Origin of the sequence: Nocardiopsis changdeensis (genome assembly GCF_018316655.1) — a bacterium.
Classification (GTDB): domain Bacteria; phylum Actinomycetota; class Actinomycetes; order Streptosporangiales; family Streptosporangiaceae; genus Nocardiopsis; species Nocardiopsis changdeensis.
In genome coordinates this window covers 270,167-288,690 of the sequence record NZ_CP074133.1, presented here as the reverse complement: position 1 = coordinate 288,690, position 18,524 = coordinate 270,167, and the positions used below count along the sequence as shown (strand labels likewise).

At 74.3% G+C, this 18,524-nt stretch carries 16 protein-coding genes and 1 pseudogene; 10 read left to right on the top strand and 7 right to left on the bottom strand.

Annotated elements, in window-relative coordinates:
• The first annotated feature begins 432 nt into the window (after positions 1-432).
• The 6 genes and pseudogenes from KGD84_RS01485 (at position 433) to KGD84_RS01455 (ending at position 5,656) form a co-directional block, all read left to right on the top strand.
• Positions 433-1,557, top strand: coding sequence for a hypothetical protein (locus tag KGD84_RS01485; RefSeq protein WP_220564333.1), 1,125 nt, complete (start codon positions 433-435; stop codon positions 1,555-1,557).
• Between the two features lie 222 nt (positions 1,558-1,779).
• A complete protein-coding gene (locus KGD84_RS01480) occupies positions 1,780-2,028 on the top strand; it encodes a hypothetical protein (RefSeq protein WP_255646960.1) in 249 nt (82 codons plus the stop codon).
• Positions 2,029-2,064: 36 nt separating this feature from the next.
• Positions 2,065-2,361 (top strand): WXG100 family type VII secretion target, encoded by a 297-nt coding sequence (locus KGD84_RS01475; protein ID WP_220564331.1) that lies wholly within the window; start codon positions 2,065-2,067, stop codon positions 2,359-2,361.
• 14 nt (positions 2,362-2,375) lie between these two features.
• Positions 2,376-2,687: a cytochrome b family protein gene (locus KGD84_RS01470; RefSeq protein ID WP_220564330.1), complete on the top strand. Its 312-nt coding sequence runs from the start codon at positions 2,376-2,378 to the stop codon at positions 2,685-2,687.
• 41 nt (positions 2,688-2,728) lie between these two features.
• Positions 2,729-3,415 (top strand): annotated as a pseudogene (locus KGD84_RS01465) (protein kinase domain-containing protein); the annotation flags it as partial.
• Positions 3,416-4,753: 1,338 nt separating this feature from the next.
• Positions 4,754-5,656, top strand: coding sequence for a hypothetical protein (locus KGD84_RS01455; RefSeq protein WP_220565943.1), 903 nt, complete (start codon positions 4,754-4,756; stop codon positions 5,654-5,656).
• A gap of 79 nt (positions 5,657-5,735) precedes the next feature.
• Here KGD84_RS01455 and KGD84_RS01450 read toward each other — a convergent pair whose 3' ends face one another.
• Positions 5,736-7,073 (bottom strand): outer membrane protein assembly factor BamB family protein, encoded by a 1,338-nt coding sequence (locus KGD84_RS01450; RefSeq protein ID WP_220564329.1) that lies wholly within the window; start codon positions 7,071-7,073, stop codon positions 5,736-5,738.
• Between the two features lie 120 nt (positions 7,074-7,193).
• On the opposite strand from KGD84_RS01450, the gene KGD84_RS01445 reads away from it, so the two are divergent.
• The 4 genes from KGD84_RS01445 (at position 7,194) to KGD84_RS01430 (ending at position 11,980) form a co-directional block, all read left to right on the top strand.
• Entirely contained in the window at positions 7,194-8,123 is a 930-nt protein-coding gene (locus KGD84_RS01445) for an AEC family transporter (RefSeq protein WP_220564328.1), read from the top strand.
• Between the two features lie 120 nt (positions 8,124-8,243).
• Positions 8,244-8,798: an RNA polymerase sigma factor gene (locus KGD84_RS01440; RefSeq protein ID WP_220564327.1), complete on the top strand. Its 555-nt coding sequence runs from the start codon at positions 8,244-8,246 to the stop codon at positions 8,796-8,798.
• Positions 8,786-9,862 carry a CU044_5270 family protein gene (locus KGD84_RS01435; protein ID WP_220564326.1) on the top strand — a complete coding sequence of 359 codons (1,077 nt, stop codon included), beginning with the start codon at positions 8,786-8,788 and terminating at the stop codon, positions 9,860-9,862. Before KGD84_RS01440 ends, KGD84_RS01435 begins: the two co-directional genes overlap by 13 nt.
• A 222-nt stretch (positions 9,863-10,084) precedes the next feature.
• On the top strand, positions 10,085-11,980 hold the full coding sequence (locus KGD84_RS01430; RefSeq protein WP_220564325.1) for a serine hydrolase domain-containing protein: 1,896 nt from the start codon (positions 10,085-10,087) through the stop codon (positions 11,978-11,980).
• A gap of 188 nt (positions 11,981-12,168) precedes the next feature.
• On the opposite strand, the gene KGD84_RS01425 is transcribed toward KGD84_RS01430, so the two are convergent.
• From KGD84_RS01425 to KGD84_RS01400, 6 genes are all read right to left on the bottom strand, one after another.
• Complete coding sequence (locus tag KGD84_RS01425; RefSeq protein ID WP_220564324.1) at positions 12,169-13,314, bottom strand: RNA polymerase sigma factor; 1,146 nt, start codon at positions 13,312-13,314, stop codon at positions 12,169-12,171.
• Between the two features lie 7 nt (positions 13,315-13,321).
• Positions 13,322-13,729, bottom strand: coding sequence for a YciI family protein (locus tag KGD84_RS01420; protein WP_220564323.1), 408 nt, complete (start codon positions 13,727-13,729; stop codon positions 13,322-13,324).
• A gap of 240 nt (positions 13,730-13,969) precedes the next feature.
• On the bottom strand, positions 13,970-15,364 hold the full coding sequence (locus KGD84_RS01415; RefSeq protein ID WP_220564322.1) for a dihydrolipoamide acetyltransferase family protein: 1,395 nt from the start codon (positions 15,362-15,364) through the stop codon (positions 13,970-13,972).
• A gap of 14 nt (positions 15,365-15,378) precedes the next feature.
• Complete coding sequence (locus tag KGD84_RS01410; protein WP_220564321.1) at positions 15,379-16,356, bottom strand: alpha-ketoacid dehydrogenase subunit beta; 978 nt, start codon at positions 16,354-16,356, stop codon at positions 15,379-15,381.
• A gap of 3 nt (positions 16,357-16,359) precedes the next feature.
• Entirely contained in the window at positions 16,360-17,466 is a 1,107-nt protein-coding gene (pdhA, locus tag KGD84_RS01405) for a pyruvate dehydrogenase (acetyl-transferring) E1 component subunit alpha (RefSeq protein WP_220564320.1), read from the bottom strand.
• 409 nt (positions 17,467-17,875) lie between these two features.
• Complete coding sequence (locus KGD84_RS01400) at positions 17,876-18,481, bottom strand: sigma-70 family RNA polymerase sigma factor (RefSeq protein WP_220565453.1); 606 nt, start codon at positions 18,479-18,481, stop codon at positions 17,876-17,878.
• Between the last annotated feature and the right edge of the window lie 43 nt (positions 18,482-18,524).

The following is an 18,524-nucleotide window of genomic DNA, read 5'->3' as shown; positions in this document are numbered from 1 at the left end:
CACGGTCGACGCGAAGGCCGCTTCGGAACCCCTCGGTCCGCCATCCCAGTCGACCGCCGTCGATGCGCGGCGATGAACAGCAGTGAGAGGCCGCCTGACGGGGTGCCGGGAGCGCTCTGGCGGCCGCAGGGGGCGGCCGTTCCGAGAGGAGCAGCGGTTGGTGTCGACCCGATGGACGGGCCCGTGGAACGCCTCGACTGAAAGTCCCAGGACTCCGCCCCGGGCAGGGGACACCGCCGCCGCCAGCGTGGCCGGAACCGGCCATCGGAGCGCACCGGGACCGCCCCGTCACCTCGCGTTCGCGGGTACCGCGTTCCATTCCGAGTCCCACCGGTGAACGTTTTGTCACCGGTCGAACCGTAATCTTCCTATGGGCATCCCACCCCTCGCACGCTCGGAACCCGGCACCGTTCCCCCGAAAGGCAGTCCCCCATGCGGCGCACCCTGGCTCTGACCGTGTGCCTGCTCGCGCTCACCGCCTGCACAGGCACAGCGGCGGACGAACCCGGCGAGGAGACCCCCGGGACCGTCGAGGACCTCGCCGAGGAGGGACCCGTCGGCCTGGCCCTCGTGCACCGCGGCTACGAGGGCGGCGACCCCGAGGCCGACCAGGCCCTGGTCTTCCACGACGCGGAGACGGGGCGCCCCCTGCACCGGTTCGACCTGCCCGACGGCTCCGTCGACCCCATGGCCACCGCGCCGCCCGTGCACGCGCGCTTCTCCGAGGACTGGACGTACTACGTGTACGCCACCCGCGAGCCCAACGCCGTCCACGTCGCCGTCCTCACGGACTCCGAGGAGACCCCGCCCACCGCCGAGCCCACCGAGGGGGAGGAGCCCTCCGCGTTCTTCTACCTGCCGGTGGAGAGCATCACCCCGCCCGCGGGGGAGGTGCTGTCCGCGCCGGCCGTGCACGGCGACCGGCTGTGGTTCGTCTCCGACAACCCCGCCGACGCCAACCCGCCCCGGGTGCTGTCGGTGCCCCTGGACGCCCCTGCGGGCACCCCCAACCAGGAGGGCAGCCTGCCGCTGGGCGAGAACCGGCGGCCCAGCGACTGGTCGCTCACCCCGGACGGGGCCCTGCACATCCGCGACAGCGTGCAGACCCGCACCGTGAGCGGCGGCGGGAACCTCGTGGTGCGCGAGACCTCCGGCAGCGTGGTCAACGCGACCCTGACCATCGACGGCGTCCCCTGGCAGAGCTTCGACGACGCGCCCGTGTGGGGCGCGGGGACCGCCCTGCTGCGGTCCGCCGCCACCGGCGGCGAGCCCGCCGCCGGCGCCTACCTGGTGTCCGTCGACGGACAGGCGCACACCGCCGCCCGGGTCCTGGAGGACGCCGACGGGCCCGTCGAGCAGTACGCGCTGCCGGCGGAACGCGACGCGGCCCTGGTGCAGACGCCCACCGCCTGGTTCCGGATCGACCTGGGCGAGGACGGGGAGGTCGCCGGGACCGAGGAGCTGTTCCCCCGGTTCCACGACGCGTCCATGGACGGGTGGCCGCTGGCCGTACGGTGGGTGCGTACTCCGGTACCCGCGGAAAGCCCTACAGAATGAGACATTTCGGATGTCCGCCCCGCGTTGACCCTCAGGCCCGGAATTTACTATCGTCCGTATCGTCCCCTCCTTTCTCACGGTGGCCGAAAAGCCACCCGGAGGAACCCCCGCCCCCGAACAACCGGAAAGGTCACGATGTCACACGTCGGTATTGAGAATCACGACGCCCTCGCGAGCGGCGGAGAACAGCTCGGACAGGAATCCGACAATCTCCGAACCCAGATGGGGCAGCTCATCGACGACATGAGCCAGGACGCCAACGTCCTCCAGGGCCAGTCCCTCAAGGACTTCAACGATGCCAAGCAGGCCCTCTCCGAGCGCTTCGAGGAGCTCATGACCTGGTGCGGCCAGAACGGCATCAAGTTGAACGAGGGGCAGAGCCAGTTCAACCTCACCGACCAGGAATCGAGTGACGTCCTCGGCCAGTCCGCCGCCGACCTCGGCGGGCTTTCCCGGCCGATCAACGCCTGACCCCCGTTCCCTCTTTTTCGAGAAAGGGCGTACCCCATGGGAGCCTCCAACTTCGACGTCTACGGCGACGTCGCCGGTATCCAGGGCCTGGCCGAGGACCAGCAGGCGCACCTGGGCCGGTTCACCGCGATCATGAGCCAGATCCACGAGCAGTCCGAGTCCACCGTGAGCAAGTGGGAGGGGTCGGGCAGCCCGCAGTTCCAGAGCAAGGCGCAGGAGTTCGACACCCACTTCTCCGAGGTGAACGCGGCGTTCGCGACGCTGATCGCGGCCACCAGTGACACCGCGGACAACTACAGCAAGCTCACCCGTTACCTGGACGGTCTGTTCTAGTAGGCTCGGCGACGATGTCCACCCCTCCCCCGGCCGACCCGGAGCCGCAGCTCCCCGAGGCGTTCCACTACACGCCCGACGAGGAGAAGTACGTCCTCCAGGCGGACGCGCTGCGCCACCGCCAGCTGCGGTCGGCGCTGCTGTACGGGTCCAGCCGCTACTGGCGGCGGCGCCAGCAGGTGTGGCCCGCGGTGATCGGCGGACTCATCCTCGTCGCGCTGATCTGCGGCGTCATCGCCCTGGTGGGGGCCTTCGGCAGACAGCAGGAGGTCAACGAAGAACGCGGGTGGGGCGCGAACGCCCAGGAGACGTCCGCGCGGCCCTGACCCGCCGCCCGTCCACCCACACCTAGGGGGTCCTTCCTCTCATGTCCTCATGGGCGCCCGGGTACGAGACGCCGGTCCCGTTGACGCAGGGGCGTCGAGCCCGCATCGTGCGCGCGACCCGGTCCACCAGCGGGGCCGACGTCGTGCTCAAGGTGATGCCGTCGAACCGCGGGCGGACCGAGCTCGAACGGCTGCGCGACCTCAGCGGCGTGCCCGGCGTGGTGCCTCTGCTGGACGCGGGGAACACCGCGGACGGGAACGTGTTCGTGGCGCTGCCGTTCTACCCGGACGGCTCGTTCGCGGAGCTGCTGGCGAGCAAGGGGCCGGCGCCGGTGCAGGAGGCGGCGGCGGTCGCGCGCCGGATCGCGGAGGCGCTGGAGGCGATGCACCGGCGGGGGATGCTGCACGGGGACGTGTGCCCGGGGAACGTGCTGCGCGCGGGTCGCACCCCGGTGCTGACGGGGTTCGGTGCGGTGCACCGCCCGGGGGAGGCCCCGCCGCCGCCCGACCCGCGGGCGGAGTCGTTCCTGCACGCCGCGCCGGAGGCGCTGCGCGGCGAGCCCCGCACCCCGGCGTCGGACGTGTACCAGCTGGCGTCGACGGTGTGGACGCTGCTGGTGGGGCGGCCGCCGTTCGCGGAGGGGGCGTTCGACCCGCGCACGTACGCGGAGCGCGTGCTCACCCACGAGGTGCGGCCGGTGCCCCGGGACGACGTGTCCCGCAAGCTGCGCGGTGTGCTCACCCGCGCGCTGGCCAAGGACCCCGGCGAGCGCTACCCGAGCGCGGCGGCCTTCGCCAACGCCTTCGAGCAGGCCCGGTCCCCCCGCCCGGCCCCCGAGCCCCAGCCGCACACCACCCCCTCCGGCGTGCAGCCCCCGGCGGCCGCCTGGACCCCCGAGGCATCCCCCACCGGCGCTCCGGCACCCGCGCAGCCGACCGCGCCTTCCGGCGCACACCCCGCCGCAGCCGCTTGGGACGCATCCGCCACAGCCCCCTCCGGGGTACAGCCCCCGACGGCCACATGGAACCCCGAGACATCCCCCACCGGCGCTCCCGCACCCGCGCAACCTCCCGCACCGGGCGTGCCCTCCGACGCGCATCCCACAGCCGCCTCGTGGGTCCCGGGAACACCGCCCGCCGATCCCGCGACACCCTCCGGTGCGCATCCCGCCGTGGCCGACTGGGATGCGACCGCCTCAGCACCCTCCGGGGTACAGCCCGCGGCTGCCTCGTGGAATCCTGAGCCCCCTTCCACCAGCGCGCCCGCGCAGCCAACCGCACCCTCCGGCGCACACCCTGCCGCGGCCACTTGGGACACAAGCGCCCCAGCACCCTCGGGCGCGCAGCCCCCGGCGTCCGCCTGGAACCCGGAGATGCCCTCCACCGGTGCTCCCGCACCGTCGGCACCTCCCGCACCGGACTCCCCCTCCGGCGCACACCCCGTCTCAGCCGCATGGGACGCAGCCGCCTCAGCACCCTCCGGGGTACAGTCCGCCGCGTCCGTATGGAACCCGGAAGCGCCTTCCACCGGTGCTCCCGCACCGTCGGCACCTCCCGCACCGGGCGTGCCCTCCGGCGCACACCCCACAGCGGCCTCGTGGTTCTCGGAAGCACCCCACGCCACACCGGCTCCGGGCGGTACACCCCCCGAGGCACAACCGCACACCGCCCCGACCGCCGGCCCCTCCGGCGCGCAGCCCCCAGCGGCCACGTGGAACGCAACCGCCGCACCGGCCAGCGGCCACACCGTGGAGACCCCGGGGCCGGGCGCTCCCGGGGCGCACACGCCTTCGGGCGCGCACCCCGCGGCGGCCGCGTGGGGGCCCGAGCCTCCCACCGCCCCGGGTGTGCCAGGGCCCCCCGCGCCCGGACCGCACTCCGCGACAGCCCCTTCCGGCCCGTATCCCGGACACGGACCTGCTTCGGGAGGACGGCCGCCGGGTCCCCCCGGCGCGGCCCACACCCCGCCGTCCGCGCCCGCGGCGGCTCCTTCCGGTCCGCACCCGGCCGCCGCGTGGGGCGCCGCGACACCCGCACCTCCCGGCGTCCCGGGCGGCGGTCACCCCGTGCGGCCGCCCGAGGGCACGGCCCCGGGCACGGGCCCGCATCCGGCGTACGCGCCGCCGTCCGGCCCGCACCCGGCGGCGGCCACGTGGAACCCCGCCCCGCCCGCCGCGCCGACCGGTCTGGAGGGGAGCAGGCTGCCCGCGGTCGATGCCGGCGGGACCGCCGAGATCATGATGGCCAAGCTGCGCGGCGAGGAGATCTCACCGCTGCGCGCCTGGTCGCGGCTGGAGGGCTGGACGGGCGACGGCCGGGCCTCCTTCCTGCCCGTCGACACGATCGAGCAGGAGGAGGACACCGCCGGCCGGCTCCCCGCCGCCTTCGACGAGACCCCCTCCCGGTGGCGCCGCCACCTGCACATCGCCGTCTCGGTCTGCGGCATCCTGCTGGTCACCGCCGTCTCCGGCGTGTTCGCGTCCGCGGCGCCGCGGCCCGCGGCGGAGACGACGGCCGCCGCGGAGCCCGCCGAGGAGCCGCGGCCGTCCGAGGAGCCCGCCGACGAGGCCGTCTCGCCCAGTGCCCCGCCGGAGGTGGCCGCCCCCACCGCGGTCGCCCTCCAGGACAACCTCGGCAACGTCATGCTCACCTGGACCGACAACAGCGGCGGCACCGCGTCCTTCTTCGTCCTCGGCGGCCCCCGGGGGCACGACCCGGCGACCCTGGCCCGCACCGGCCCCGGGGTGGTGTCCGCGCAGGTCCTCACCGAGGACACCGCGATGGAGTACTGCTTCACCGTCATCGCGGTGGACGGCTCCTCCGCCCCCGCCGCCGAGGTCTGCACCGCGCGCGAGGCGGCCCGGGAGGCCGCCCGCGAGGCGGAGGAGGAGGCCGAGCGCGAAGCCGAGGAGGAGGCGCGGGAGGAAGAGGAGGCGGAGCCCTCGGCCCCGCCCTCGCCCCGCGAGTAGGCGTGCCCCGCGGACACGCGCCGCCCCGGCGCACACCGCCCCGACCCGCACCGCCCCGGCACGCGGCGCCCCGTGCGGGTCAGCGCAGCGCGACGACCCGTCCGGGCCCGTGCCACCGCTCGGTGTCCTCCGTGACCAGGACGGCCCCCGGCACCCGGACGGCGACCGGGCCCGCGCGGTAGGCGTGGGGCCCGGGCTCCGGCCGGGTCCCCTCCGCGGCCGGACCCAGCGGGATCCTGCGCACCCCGCCGTCCCAGGCGAGGACCTCCGCGGTCACCGGCCCGCGGACGGAGTCGGGCCCCTCCACGAAGTGCAGGCGCAGCACCCCGTCGGACAGCCACCACCCCCGGTGGGTCTCCGACTCCCCCGGGCGGGCCGGGGCGGTGACCGCCTCCCGCACGGTGCCGTCGAACCCCACGTACCGGTACTCGACCTTGTCCGTGTCGGTGTCCCAGGCGTGGTCCACGTACCCGTCCGCCCCGAAGGCGACCCGGCGGCGCTCCACGTCGCGCAGGAAGGTCCCCGGGACCTCCTCCCCCGTGGCCGGTTCCAGCAGCCGGTGGAGCAGCCGCCCGCCCGGGTCGGTGTACGGCAGCTCCCACATCAGCACCGCGCCGTCCGGCGAGGCGGTCAGCTCCGGGACGGCCGCCGTGTGGTCGGTGAACCCGTACTCCAGCTCCCACAGGACCCGCCCGGTGTCCGGCTCCAGCGCGACCGCGACGGCCGTGTGGTCCCCGTCCCCGTCCGTGAAGGTGCCGGTGACGGCCACCGCCCCGGGGGTGACGGCGACGTCCCCGTGGTGGAAGGCCTCCGGGTCGGGGACCGGCGGGTCCACCCCGTGGGACCAGGCCCGCCCGCCGTCGAACAGGGAGCACGCGGTCACCGTGACCGCCGCGCCCCCGCCCCGGACCGAGACCCGCAGGCCGTCGGTGAGGTGCTCCTCCCCGCGCTCCCCCTCCTCGCGACCCCCGCCCTCCCGGCCCCCGCCCTCCCGGTACGCGCCGACGACCTCCCCGGTCCCGGTGGACAGCGCCAGCACGTCCCGGAAGCCGTCGCCCGCGTAGGCCAGCAGCAGGGTCTCCCGGTCGGGGGTGACGGCGGCCCGCGCCACGCGCCGGCCCCGCTCCCGGTGGTGCCACAGTTCCGCACCGGTGTCCCCCGCCAGGGCGATGACGCCGTCGTCGAGCACCATCAGGGCGCCGGAGACCCCGGCCAGCACCCGGTGGAGCCCCCGGCCCTCGGGCGCGGACCACTCCCAGGCCACCTCCGACACCGTGCCGACCTCCCGGGGACGGTGCACCGGCCCGCCGTGGGAGGCGCGGTCCACCGGGTCCGGGTGCGGAGCAGGGGCCGCGGCGCACACGATCGCCGCTGCGGCCGCGCACAGGGCCGCGGCACGGGCTCTCCGGATGACCACGGGGACCGCCTTCCGGACGGGTGGGGAGTGCGGTAGAGCGTAGCCGGTGTGACCCGCACCCTGGCAGCCCTCCCCGGTACGGGGGTACCGTCCAAAGGTCCCCGAGCCCTTGGAGGTGCCGTGTCCGGCGTGGTCACCGGTTTCGGCGTCATCACCACCGTCGTCGTCATCGGCTACATGCTGGGACGCCTCTCGCTCCTGGGCAACGGCGCCCGCGACGTGCTCAGCGCCCTGGCCTTCTACGTGGCCGGCCCCGCGCTGATGTTCACGATCCTGCTCGACACCGACCTGTCGGTGCTGTGGTCGGGCAAGGTCGTGGTGAGCGCCCTGAGCGTGGCGGCCGTGGTCCTCGTCGTGGTCGCGACCGGCCTGCTGCGCCGCTGGGGCGTCTCCCGCACCACCATGTCCGCGCTGACCTCCTCCTACGTGAACGCCGGGAACCTGGGCCTGCCCATCGCCTCCTACGTCCTGGGCGACGCCTCCCTGGTGGCCCCGATCCTGCTGACGCAGATGCTGGTCATGGCCCCGGTCGCCGTGACCGTGCTGGACCTGTCCGGCGGCGACGTCCGCGGCGCGGGCCCGGTGCTGCGCCGTGCCCTGAGCACCCCCGTGCGCAACCCGCTGCTGCTGGCCTCCCTGGCCGGGGTGACGGTCTCGGCGGTGGGCTGGTCGCCGCCCGCCCCGTTCCTGGAGCCGTTCGAGCTGATCGGCGGTATGGCGGTCCCGGCGATGCTGCTCGCGTTCGGCATCTCCCTGCACGGCTCCGGCATGCCCGGGCGCGGCCCGCAGCGCGGCTCCGTGCTGTTCGCGGTGGCCCTGAAGTCCGTCGTGCAGCCCCTCGTGGCGTGGGCGCTGGGCGCCCTGGCCTTCGGCCTGTCCGGCCCGGACCTGTTCGCGGTGGTGGTGCTGGCGGCGCTGCCCACGGCCCAGAACGTGTTCACCTACTCCCTGCGCTTCGGCGTCGAGGTCGACACCGTCCGCGACACCGTGCTGATCTCCACGTTCGCGACGGTCCCGGTGCTCTTCGCGGTGACCTTCCTGCTGGGCTGACGCCGGGCCCACCCCTGCCGGACCGCCCCCGCCGGACCGGCCGGAAAAAAAGTCCGCACCGCGCCCTAACACCCGCCCCCTCCCCCGACACATCCAGGTGAGAGGACGGGAGGTACGCCGATGAGACGCGGCACGGCCGGGGACGCATACTCCGGCCAGCGCGACTTCAACGCCATGTTCGAGGAGCACTACGACGCCGTCTACCGCTACGCACGGCGCCGGGTGGGCCCGGACCACGCCGACGATGTCGCCTCCGAGGCGTTCGCCGTGGCCTGGCGCCGCGCCGAGCGCCTGCCGCCCGGGCGCGAACTGCCCTGGCTGTACGCCTGCGCACGCCGGATCACCCTGGCCCACCTGCGCAAGGACCACCGGCAGGACCTGATCGCCGAGTCCCTGGGCCGGCAGCCGGGTTCGGCGGTCCACGCCGACGACGCCGACCGGGTGGTCGAACGCGCCGGGGCCCTGGCCGCCCTGGCCCGGCTGACGGAACCGGAACGCGAACTCGTGATGCTCGTGACCTGGGAGGGGCTCGACTGCCGCCAGGCCGCCCGGGTCGTCGGCTGCACCCACGTCACCGCCCGCGCCCGGCTGCACCGGGCCCGCAAGAAACTCACCGCCCACATGAACGAACACCCCGCCGGCCACGCCCCGAAGGAGGCGGCATGGACGACCTGACCGCTCTGCGCTCCGCTCTGAACGGCGCCGACCCCGCAGCGGGCGCCGCCCCCGCCCCCGAGGCCCGCCACCGGGCCCGCGCCAACGCCATCGCCCGAATCGAGGAGTCCCCCGCCGTGTCCCGACCCCTGTGGCGCCGCATCCCCGTCCTGGCCGCCGGAGCCGCCGCCGCGGCCCTGGCCGTGGGCGCCGGAACCCTGCTCCTGCCCGCCGACGAGCCGGGCGGCATCCCCGCCGCCTACGCCGCCCCGCCCGAGCCGATCGAGGTCGTCGGCGGCGACCCGGTCGACGGGACCGACGCCCTGCTCGCCCTGGCCGAGGTCTCCGGGGAACGCGGCCCGGCCCCGGGCTCGGGGGACGTCGCCTTCGTCTCCACCACGGGGACACAGCTGATCCGGCTCACCGCCAACGCCGGGGACGACGACCCCGACGAGACCCACGGCTACCGGTACGTCCCCTACGAGTGGAACGAGTGGACGGGCCCGGGCGGCGAGCACCGGGCGGACGCCCACCCGCAGCCGCCGCTGGACAAGGGCGGCGAGGAGGCCGACCACGAGCGGTTCCTGGAGCAGGGAAGCGAGTCCTCCGAGGAGACCCTGCACCCCTCCCTGGTCTGGCCCGCCGAGCTGCCCACCGACCCGGACGCCCTGGCGGACGTGCTCGCCGGGCTCGGGGAGGGCCCGGAGGACGGTTCCCCGGCCGGGATCGTGAACGCCGTGGAGTTCCTGTACGGGACCCGGCCGCTGGCCGGCCCGGAGGAGGCGGCCGTGCAGCGCGTGCTCGCCGGGCTCGACGGCCTGGAGCACCTGGGCACCGCCACCGATCAGCTGGGCCGTGAGGGAGAGCTGTTCTCCGTGGAGGTGGAGGACGGGGCGACCGTGTCGGAGTACCGCTTCCTCTACGACGCCGGGAACGGGGCGCTGCTGTACCGCGACACCACCCTGCTGGCGGAGGACCCCGCCCTCGGCTCCGCCGAGGACTACGGCCTGTCCTACCCGCTGACCGCCGAGCAGGTCGGCTACGTCTGGTCGGGCTGGGTCGGGGAGGTCGGCGCCCGCCCCTAGCGCCCGGCACCGTCCCGGACCGTGAGGCCCGCCCCCGCCGCGGGGGCGGGCCTCGGCCGTCGGTTCCGGCCCGGAACCGGCCCGCCGGGGACGGTCCGGGCCCCGGCTCCCCCTCGGTGGTGGAGCCAGCTCCACCCCGGTTCGGGTGGTCGGCGCCCGTGTGCCCGCAGGGGTCCGAACCCTAGTTTCGAAGGGAGAGGAACCCCCTGACGAGAGGTCACCATGCCCGGCCGAAGCGCCGCCGCACTCTGCGCGGCCGCACTCCTGATCACCGCGCCCGCCATCACGGCCGCGGCCGCCCCGGCGGCCCGCGCCGCCGCCCCCGCGGCCCCGGCGGCCCCCGTCGAGGCCACTCCCCTGACCCCGGAGACCGCCCGCGAGTTCACCGACACCCGTGTGGCCGAACTCCTGGAGGAGTACGGCTCCCCCGGCGCGGCCGTGACCGTGGTCCTGGAGGGCGAGCAGGTCGCCACCGCCGCCCACGGGTACGCCGACCTGGCCGAGGGCACCCCGCTGGACGCGGAGGAGCACCTGTTCCCCACCGCGTCCGTGGCCAAGTCGTTCACCGCGGCCGCCGTGCTCACCCTGGCCGGCGAGGGGCGCCTGGACCTGGCCGAGGACGTCAACGCGTACCTGCCCGAGGAGGCCCGCCTGACCGGCCCCACGGTGACCCTGCACGACCTGCTCACCCACACCGCGGGCTTCGCCGAGGTGGTCGAACGCCTCGGCGCGGAGGAGGGCACGCCCCTCGACGAGGTCGTGCGCACCGCCGTCCCGGAGCGGCTGTTCGCCCCGGGCGAGTACACCGGCTACTCCAACTATGGGATCGCGCTGGCGGGGTACGTGGTGCAGGAGGTGTCGGGGGTCCCGTTCGAGGAGTACGTCCGGCAGACCGTGTTCACGCCGCTGGGCATGGAGGACACCTCCTTCGAGCAGCTCGCCGACGTCCGCGCCGACCGGCCGCTGGTGACCTCGCACCTGGCGGACGGGACCCCGGCCGGGGACGCCTTCATCGGGGACGTCCCGGCGGGGGCGGCGGTGACCACCGTCGGCGACATGGCCCGCTTCATGGAGGCGCTGCTGGACGGCGGGCGGATCGACGGGGAGCAGGCCCTGGCCCCGGGCGTGGCCGAGGCGATGCTGGAGCAGCACGCCGGGATGCACCCGGAGACCACCGGGATGGGCTACGGCACCTACCAGTGGCGGGCGGGAGAGGTCCCGCTCATCGGCCACAGTGGCGACCTGGCGGGGGTCCACACGGGGTACGCGGTGGTGCCCGGTCTCGACGCGGGCGTGTTCGTCGCGGTCAACGGCGACGACGCGGCGGGGGCGAACCCGCTGGTCGACCTGCGCATGGCGGTGGTCGGCGCGTTCGCCGACACCTTCGCGCCCCAGTCCCTCCCCGAGGGGGAACCCGACCCGGACGCCGACCTCGGCGCCTACGAGGGCTCCTACGTCACCTCCCGCCTGGCGGCCTCGGGCCCGGCCCGGCTGGTGGCGCTGTTCGACAACGTGACGGTCCGCGACGCGGGCGACGGGACGCTGTCGGTGAGCGGGGCCCTGGCCGTGGACGACCGCTGGCTGCCGGTGTCCGAGGGGGTGTTCGCCGCCGAGAACGGCGAGGACCTCCTGGCGTTCGTCGAACGCGACGGCGAGGTGGCGGCGATCGCCACCGACATGAACCCGACCAGCGTGTACACCCGCACCGGCCCCCTGGGCTCCCCCTCCCTGCACCTGGTCGTCGCCGGAGCGGCGCTGCTGGTGCTGGCCACGGTCCTGGTCCCGGTCCAGCGGTCCGGGAACGGGTTCACACTGGCCACGCGCGTGCTGCTGACCTCGACCGCGCTGGCCGCCGCCACGGCGGCGGGGCTGCTGGTCTACGGGGTGACGGACCTGAACCGGGCCCAGGTCTGGCTGTCCGAGGGCTCCCCGGCCCTCACGCTGCCGATGACGGTGACGGCGGTGCTGGCGCTGGTTTCCGCGGTGTTCGTGGGCGTCTGCCTGGTGCGCGGGTGGCTGCGGCCGTTCTCCCGGGTGCACCTGCCGCTGGCGGCCCTGGCCGGGCTCGCGCTGGCCGCGACCGGTGCGGTGTACGGGATGGTGGCCCTCCCGTTCTGAGCCGATCCGGAGACCGCGGAAACCGAAGGTGTCCGGGCCGACACGCCGGGGAACAACAGCAGTAGTGGATCCGCCCCCCTCCCCCTTGGGGGGCGGATCCCGCCTCGCGGGCGGGGCCGGTGCGCACGGCGCACCGGCCCCCTGCGCGTTCCTCCCCCGCGTACGCCCCCGGCCCCGGCACCGGCCCGTCAGCCGCGCAGGCGGGTGTTGATCCGGGCCGCGCAGCGCGTCAGGTGGTCCCGCTCGGCCAGATCGGTCGCCCGCCGCGCCGCCTCCGCGTACAGGCGGGCCGCCTCCGCCAGGTCCCCGTCGCGTTCGCGGAGGTACGCCGCCACGGCGGTGTGGCGGGGCAGCGAGTCGTCCAGTTCCGCGAGCGCCGCCAGCCCGGCGCGCGGCCCGTCGGCCTCGCCGACGGCCACCGCCCGGTTGAGGCGGACGACCGGGCTGTCGGTCAGGCGCACGAGCTCGTCGTACCACTCGACGATCTGCACCCAGTCGGTCTCCTCGGCGGTGGGCGCGTCGGCGTGGAGCGCCGCGACGGCCGCCTGGGCCTGGAACTCACCCAGCCGGTCCCGGGCCAGGGCCCCCTGGAGGATCCCCACCCCCTCGGCGATCAGCGCGGTGTCCCACCGGCCCCGGACCTGCTCGGCGAGCGGCACCAGGGCGCCGTCGGCGTCCGTCCGGGCGGTGCGCCGGGCGTGGTGGAGCAGCATGAGCGCGAGCAGCCCGGACACCTCGGGGTGGTCCACCGCGGCCGCGAGCCCCCGGGTGAGCCGGATCGCCTCCGCGGCGAGGTCGACGTCGCCGGAGTAGCCCTCGTTGAAGACCAGGTACAGGACGCGCAGCACCGTGGCGACATCGCCGGGCCGGTCGAACCGCGCGCCGGCGACGGTGCGCTTGGCCCGGCTGATGCGCTGTGCCATGGTCGCCTCGGGCACCAGGTAGGCCCGGGCGATCTGGCGGGTGGTCAGCCCGCCGACGGCCCGCAGCGTGAGCGCGACCGCGGACGACGGCGTCAGCGACGGGTGGGCGCACAGGAAGTACAGCCAGAGCGTGTCGTCCACTCCGGACACGGGCCCGGGCTCCGGCTCCCCATCGACGAGGTCCTCCCGCCGGCGGCGGGTGGTGTCAGCCCGGGCCGCGTCGAGGAACCTGCGCCAGGCCACGGTGACCAGCCAGCCCTTCGGGTCCCGCGGCGGGTCGTCCGGCCAGACCCGGACAGCTTCGACCAGGGCGTCCTGCACGGCGTCCTCGGCCGCCGCGAAGTCGGCTCCGCGGCGGACGAGGATGCCGATCACGCCCGGGGTGAGGCTCCGGAGCAGTGTCCCGTCCACTCCGGCGTCACTCCGTGACCGTGGGCGCCGCGCCCAGGAACGGGCGCAGTTCGAGCCACTCATGGATCGGCCGGCCACCCGCGCCGGGGGCCGCCGACAGCTCCCCGGCCAGTTCGACGGCGCGCTCGTGGCTGTCGACGTCGATCACCATCCAGCCGGCGATGAGGTCCTTGGTCTCGGCGAACGGCCCGTCGGTGACCGGCGGCCGGCCCTCGCCGTCGTAGCGGACGAACACGCCCTCGGGGGAGAGCGCCTGGCTGTCGACGTACTCCCCGGTCTCCTCCAGCCGGGCGGCGAAGTCGTCCATGTACCGCACGTGGGCCGCGATCTCCTCCGGGGTCCACCGGTCCATGGGCACGTCGTTGACCGCCGCCGGGGCGCCCCGGTAGTGCTTGAGCAGCAGGTACTTGGCCATGGTCTCTCTCCTCTGTTCCGGTGCGGCCCCTCCGGCCGCCTCCGCCCCGGGGACGGAGCCGCCCGCGGATCCTCGACATCCCGCGCGGACCGTTCCCGAAAAAATCCCCGGACCCGCCCGCCCCCGCCGCCGTGCGCCGCGATGCCCCGGGAGAGAGGCCTCGGAGAACAGTGCGGCCCCCGGGGTCTCCCCCGGGGGCCACGTCGCACCGTCAGCCCCGACGGTGCGGTTCACAGGAGACTACCCCCAGGCGAGCGAGGTCAGCTCCGGGTCCTCCAGCGCGGCGCCGACATCGCGCAGCACCTTCGAGCCGAGCTCCCCGTCGACCAGCCGGTGGTCGAAGGACAGCGACAGCGTCGTGACCTTGCGGATCTTCAGCTTGCCCTTGTGCACCCACGGCATGTCGCGGATCTGGCCGAAGGCCAGGATCGCCGCCTCGCCCGGGTTGAGGATCGGGGTGCCCGCGTCCACTCCGAACACGCCCACGTTGGTGATCGTGACCGTGCCGCCGGACATGTCCGCGGGGGTCACCTTGCCCGCGCGGGCGGTCTCGGTGAGCTCCTTGAGCGCGACCGCCAGCTGCGGCAGCGTCTTGGCCCCGGCGTCCTTGATGTTGGGCACCACCAGGCCGCGCTCGGTGGCGGCCGCGATCCCCAGGTTCACGTAGTCCTTGACCACGATCTCCTGGTTCGCCTCGTCCCAGGACGCGTTGACGTCCGGGTTGCGCCTGATCGCCAGCAGCAGCGCCTTGGCGACCATGAGCAGCGGCGACACCCGCACACCCGCGAAGTCGGGGTGCTCGCGCAGCCGCGCGACCGCCTTCATGGTGCGGGTGACGTCCACCTGGAGGAACTCGGTGACGTGCGGCGCGGTGAACGCGCTGCCCACCATCGCCGCCGCGGTCGCCTTGCGCACGCCCTTGATCGGGACCCGCCGCTCCCGCGCGGACCGGTCCACCGACCCGGCGGGCGCCGCGGCGGCCGCGGGCGCCTCCTGGGGCGCGGCGGCCGGTTCCGGGGCGGCCTGCACGCCCTGGGCCGCCGCGTGGACGTCGTCGCGGGTGATGATCCCGCCCGCGCCGCTGGGGGCGACCGTCGCCAGGTTCACCCCCAGGTCCTTGGCGAGCTTGCGCACCGGCGGCTTGGCCAGCGGGCGGCCCTGCGTGGCCACGGGGGCGGGGGCCACCGCAACCGGCGGGGCCGGGGCGGCGGCCGGCCTGGGCGCCGGTGCCGGGGAGACCGGGCCGGAGGAGGCCGGGCGGCGGCGGGCGCGGCGCTGGGTGGCGGCGGCCTTCTCGCCGTAGCCCACCAGCGGCTTCTCCCGCTCCTCCTCGGCCGGGGCCGCGGCGTCGTCACCGCCGCCGGTGCCGTCGTCCACGGTGATGATCACCGTGCCGACGTCCACCGTCTGCCCCTCCTCGACCAGCAGCTCCTTGACCGTGCCCGCGAAGGGGCTCGGCAGCTCGACGACCGCCTTGGCCGTCTCGATCTCGCAGATGTTCTGGTTGACCTCGATCACGTCACCGGGCTTGACGAACCAGGTGAGGATCTCCGCGTCGACCAGGCCTTCGCCCACGTCGGGCAGTTTGAACGAGTGCACGCCGCCCACCGCGGGGGCGTTCTTCTGAATCGCCATGTGTCCCTGATCCCCTAGTACGCGAACGCCCGGTCGACCCCGTCCAGGACCCGGTCCAGGTCCGGCAGGTAGTACTCCTCCAGCCGCGACTGCGGGTAGGGGGTGTCGAACGCGGCGACGCGGATGACCGGGGACTCCAGGTGGTAGAAGCACTCCTCGGTGATCCGGGCGGCGATCTCCGCGCCCGGCCCGCCGGTGAGCGTGGCCTCGTGGGCGACCACCAGGCGGCCCGTCCTCTTGACGGACTCGACGACGGTCGGGTAGTCCACGGGGGCCAGCGACCGCAGGTCGATGACCTCGATGGAGTGCTCGGTGTCGGCCTCGGCCGCCTGGAGGGCGGTCTTGACCATGGGCCCGTAGGCGAGCAGGGTGACGTCGGTGCCGGGGCGGGCGACCCGGGCCGCGCCCATGGGGGCGGCCTCGGCGATGGACGCCTCGGTGTCCACCTCGGCTTTCTCGTAGTAGCGCCGCTTGGGCTCCAGGAAGATCACCGGGTCCTCGCTGCGGATCGCCTGCTGGATCATCCAGTAGGCGTCCACGGCGTTGGCGACGCTGATCACGCGCAGGCCCGCGGTGTGCAGGAAGTACGACTCGGGCGACTCGCTGTGGTGCTCCACGGCGCCGATACCGCCGCCGTAGGGGATGCGCATGACCAGGGGCACGCTGAGGGCGCCCGCGGAGCGGCGGCGCATCTTGGCGAGCTGGGTGAAGGTCTGGTTGGCCGCAGGGAAGAAGAACCCGTCGAACTGGATCTCCACCACGGGGCGGTAGCCGCGCAGCGCCATACCGATGGCGGTGCCGACGATGCCCGACTCCGCGAGGGGGGTGTCGATGACGCGGTCGGCGCCGAAGTCCTTGTGCAGGCCGTCGGTCACCCGGAAGACGCCGCCGAGCCGGCCGACGTCCTCGCCCATGACGAGGACCTTGGGGTCGTGCTCCATGGCCGCGCGCAGGCCGGCGTTGATGGCCTTGCCGATGGTGAGGTTGGTCATGGCCTATCGGACCCCTTCCGCCTCGAAGGAGGCCAGGTAATCGGCGTACTCCGCGCGCTGGCGGTCGATGTGGACGTTGGGCTCGGCGTACACCTCGTGGAAGATGTCCAGCGGCTCGGGGTCGGGCAGGCTCCGGCACTGGGTGCGGACCTTCTCGCCCAGGGCGTCGGCCTCGGCGTCGACCGAGGCGAAGAACTCCTCGTCGGCCAGCCCGTTGTTCTCCAGGTACCGGCGCACCCGCAGGATCGGGTCCTTGGCCTTCCACTCGTCCAGCTCGGCCGCGTTGCGGTACCGGGTCGGGTCGTCGTTGGTGGTGTGGGCGCCCATGCGGTAGGTGAACGCCTCGACCAGGGTGGGCCCGTTGCCCTCGCGGGCGTTGTCCAGCGCGGCCCGGGTGACGGCCAGGACCGCCAGCACGTCGTTGCCGTCCACGCGCAGGCCCGGGAAGCCGAAGCCGGAGGCGCGCTTGTAGATGGGCACGCGGGCCTGGCGCTCCAGCGGCTCGGAGATGGCCCACTGGTTGTTCTGGCAGAAGAAGACCACGGGGGCGTTGTTCACCGAGGCGAAGTTGAACGCCTCGTTGGTGTCGCCCTGGCTGGTGGCCCCGTCGCCGAAGTAGGTGATGACGGCGGTGCCGTCCTCGCCGACGGCGCCGTCGCGCTGCACGCCCATGGCGTAGCCGGTGGCGTGCAGGGCCTGGCTGCCGATGACGATCGTGTAGAGGTGGAACCCGTGCTCGTGGGGGTCCCAGCCGCCGTTGGTGACGCCGCGGAACATGCCGAGCAGTTCCTTGGGCTCCACGCCGCGGCACCAGGCGACGCCGTGCTCGCGGTAGGAGGGGAAGGCCATGTCGGTCCCGCGCAGGGCGCGGCCGGAGCCGATCTGAGCGGCCTCCTGGCCCAGGAGCGAGGCCCACAGGCCCAGCTCCCCCTGGCGCTGCAGGGAGACGGCCTCGCCGTCGAAGCGGCGCACCAGGACCAGGTCCCGGTACAGGTCGCGGATCTCGTCCGCGGTGATCTCCAGGGGGTAGTCGGGGTGCCCCGTCAGTTCCCCTTCCGGTGTCAGGAGCTGGATGAGCTCCGGTTCCTCGTGCACGGTGGTGTCCGACACGTCGCTCCTCGGTACTCGGGGCCGGTTTCGCGCGGGTGGGCGCTGATCGGCCGGATCGCCGCACGTGCACCCGGGGTGATGGGTGTACGGCGGACCTCACCATATGGTGACAGAACTCACCCTGGCGAGCGCAAGACCCGGCCATCACCTTTTACGCCGCGGATCCATGTTCCCCGATGCCGGACCAGCCCGATTAGCAGGGCTTCCTAGCATGTACAAGGCCTTCCGACGACTTTGTCGTCGGCTTGCGCAACGTCCGGCCGCGGAGCGACGGGCGGCCGGGTCCGGCCACGGAGCGTGGCGGAGCGGTCGGTCCGAAAACCCTCCGGGGGGCGGGGTCGCGGACCTCGGCGCCGGGCGGGGGCGGGGTTCCAGCCCTCCCGCGCGGTGCCGTTCCGAAGAGGCGCGGTCAGCGGGCGGCGGGGACCCGCATGCCGCGGTCGCGCGCGTAGTCGGCCAGCATCTCACGGAGCTGGCGCCGGGCGCGGTGCAGCCGGGACATCACGGTCCCCAGCGGGGTGCCCATGCGCTCGGCCACCTCCTTGTAGGCGTAGCCCTCGATGTCGACGAGGTAGATGACCTCCTGGAACTCCTCCGGCAGCCGCGCGAGCGCCTGCTTGATGTCGGAGTCGGGCAGGTGGTCCAGGACCTCGTTCTCGGCCGACCGCATGCCCGAGGACGTGTGCGCCTCGGCGGCGGCGAGCTGCCAGTCCTTGATCTCGTCGGTGGTCTCCTGGCGCGGCTCGCGCTGCTTCTTGCGGTAGCTGTTGATGAAGGTGTTGGTCAAGATCCGGTAGAGCCAGGCACGCAGATTGGTACCGGCGCGGAACTGGTGGAAATTGGCGAAGGCCTTGGCGAACGTCTCTTGGACGAGGTCTTCTGCGTCGGCCGGATTGCGGGTCATCCGCAGGGCCGTGGGATAGAGCTGGTCCGCGAACGGCGTGACGGCGGTGGCGAAGTCCAAAGCCTCTTCGGGCTCCTGCCCGTCACTGTTCCGCGCGGCGATCGGTTCCATTTCGATAGTCGTCAAGATTCCCCCTCAGGACGACCGGACGATC

Coding starts and splice junctions, on each gene's coding strand:
- KGD84_RS01485 (WP_220564333.1), top strand. CDS start 433: ATGCGGCGCACCCTGGCTCTGACCGTGTGCCTGCTCGCGCTCACCGCC.
- KGD84_RS01480 (WP_255646960.1), top strand. CDS start 1,780: ATGGGGCAGCTCATCGACGACATGAGCCAGGACGCCAACGTCCTCCAG.
- KGD84_RS01475 (WP_220564331.1), top strand. CDS start 2,065: ATGGGAGCCTCCAACTTCGACGTCTACGGCGACGTCGCCGGTATCCAG.
- KGD84_RS01470 (WP_220564330.1), top strand. CDS start 2,376: ATGTCCACCCCTCCCCCGGCCGACCCGGAGCCGCAGCTCCCCGAGGCG.
- KGD84_RS01440 (WP_220564327.1), top strand. CDS start 8,244: ATGAGACGCGGCACGGCCGGGGACGCATACTCCGGCCAGCGCGACTTC.
- KGD84_RS01435 (WP_220564326.1), top strand. CDS start 8,786: ATGGACGACCTGACCGCTCTGCGCTCCGCTCTGAACGGCGCCGACCCC.
- KGD84_RS01430 (WP_220564325.1), top strand. CDS start 10,085: ATGCCCGGCCGAAGCGCCGCCGCACTCTGCGCGGCCGCACTCCTGATC.
- KGD84_RS01420 (WP_220564323.1), bottom strand. CDS start 13,729: ATGGCCAAGTACCTGCTGCTCAAGCACTACCGGGGCGCCCCGGCGGCG.
- KGD84_RS01415 (WP_220564322.1), bottom strand. CDS start 15,364: ATGGCGATTCAGAAGAACGCCCCCGCGGTGGGCGGCGTGCACTCGTTC.
- KGD84_RS01410 (WP_220564321.1), bottom strand. CDS start 16,356: ATGACCAACCTCACCATCGGCAAGGCCATCAACGCCGGCCTGCGCGCG.
- KGD84_RS01400 (WP_220565453.1), bottom strand. CDS start 18,481: ATGGAACCGATCGCCGCGCGGAACAGTGACGGGCAGGAGCCCGAAGAG.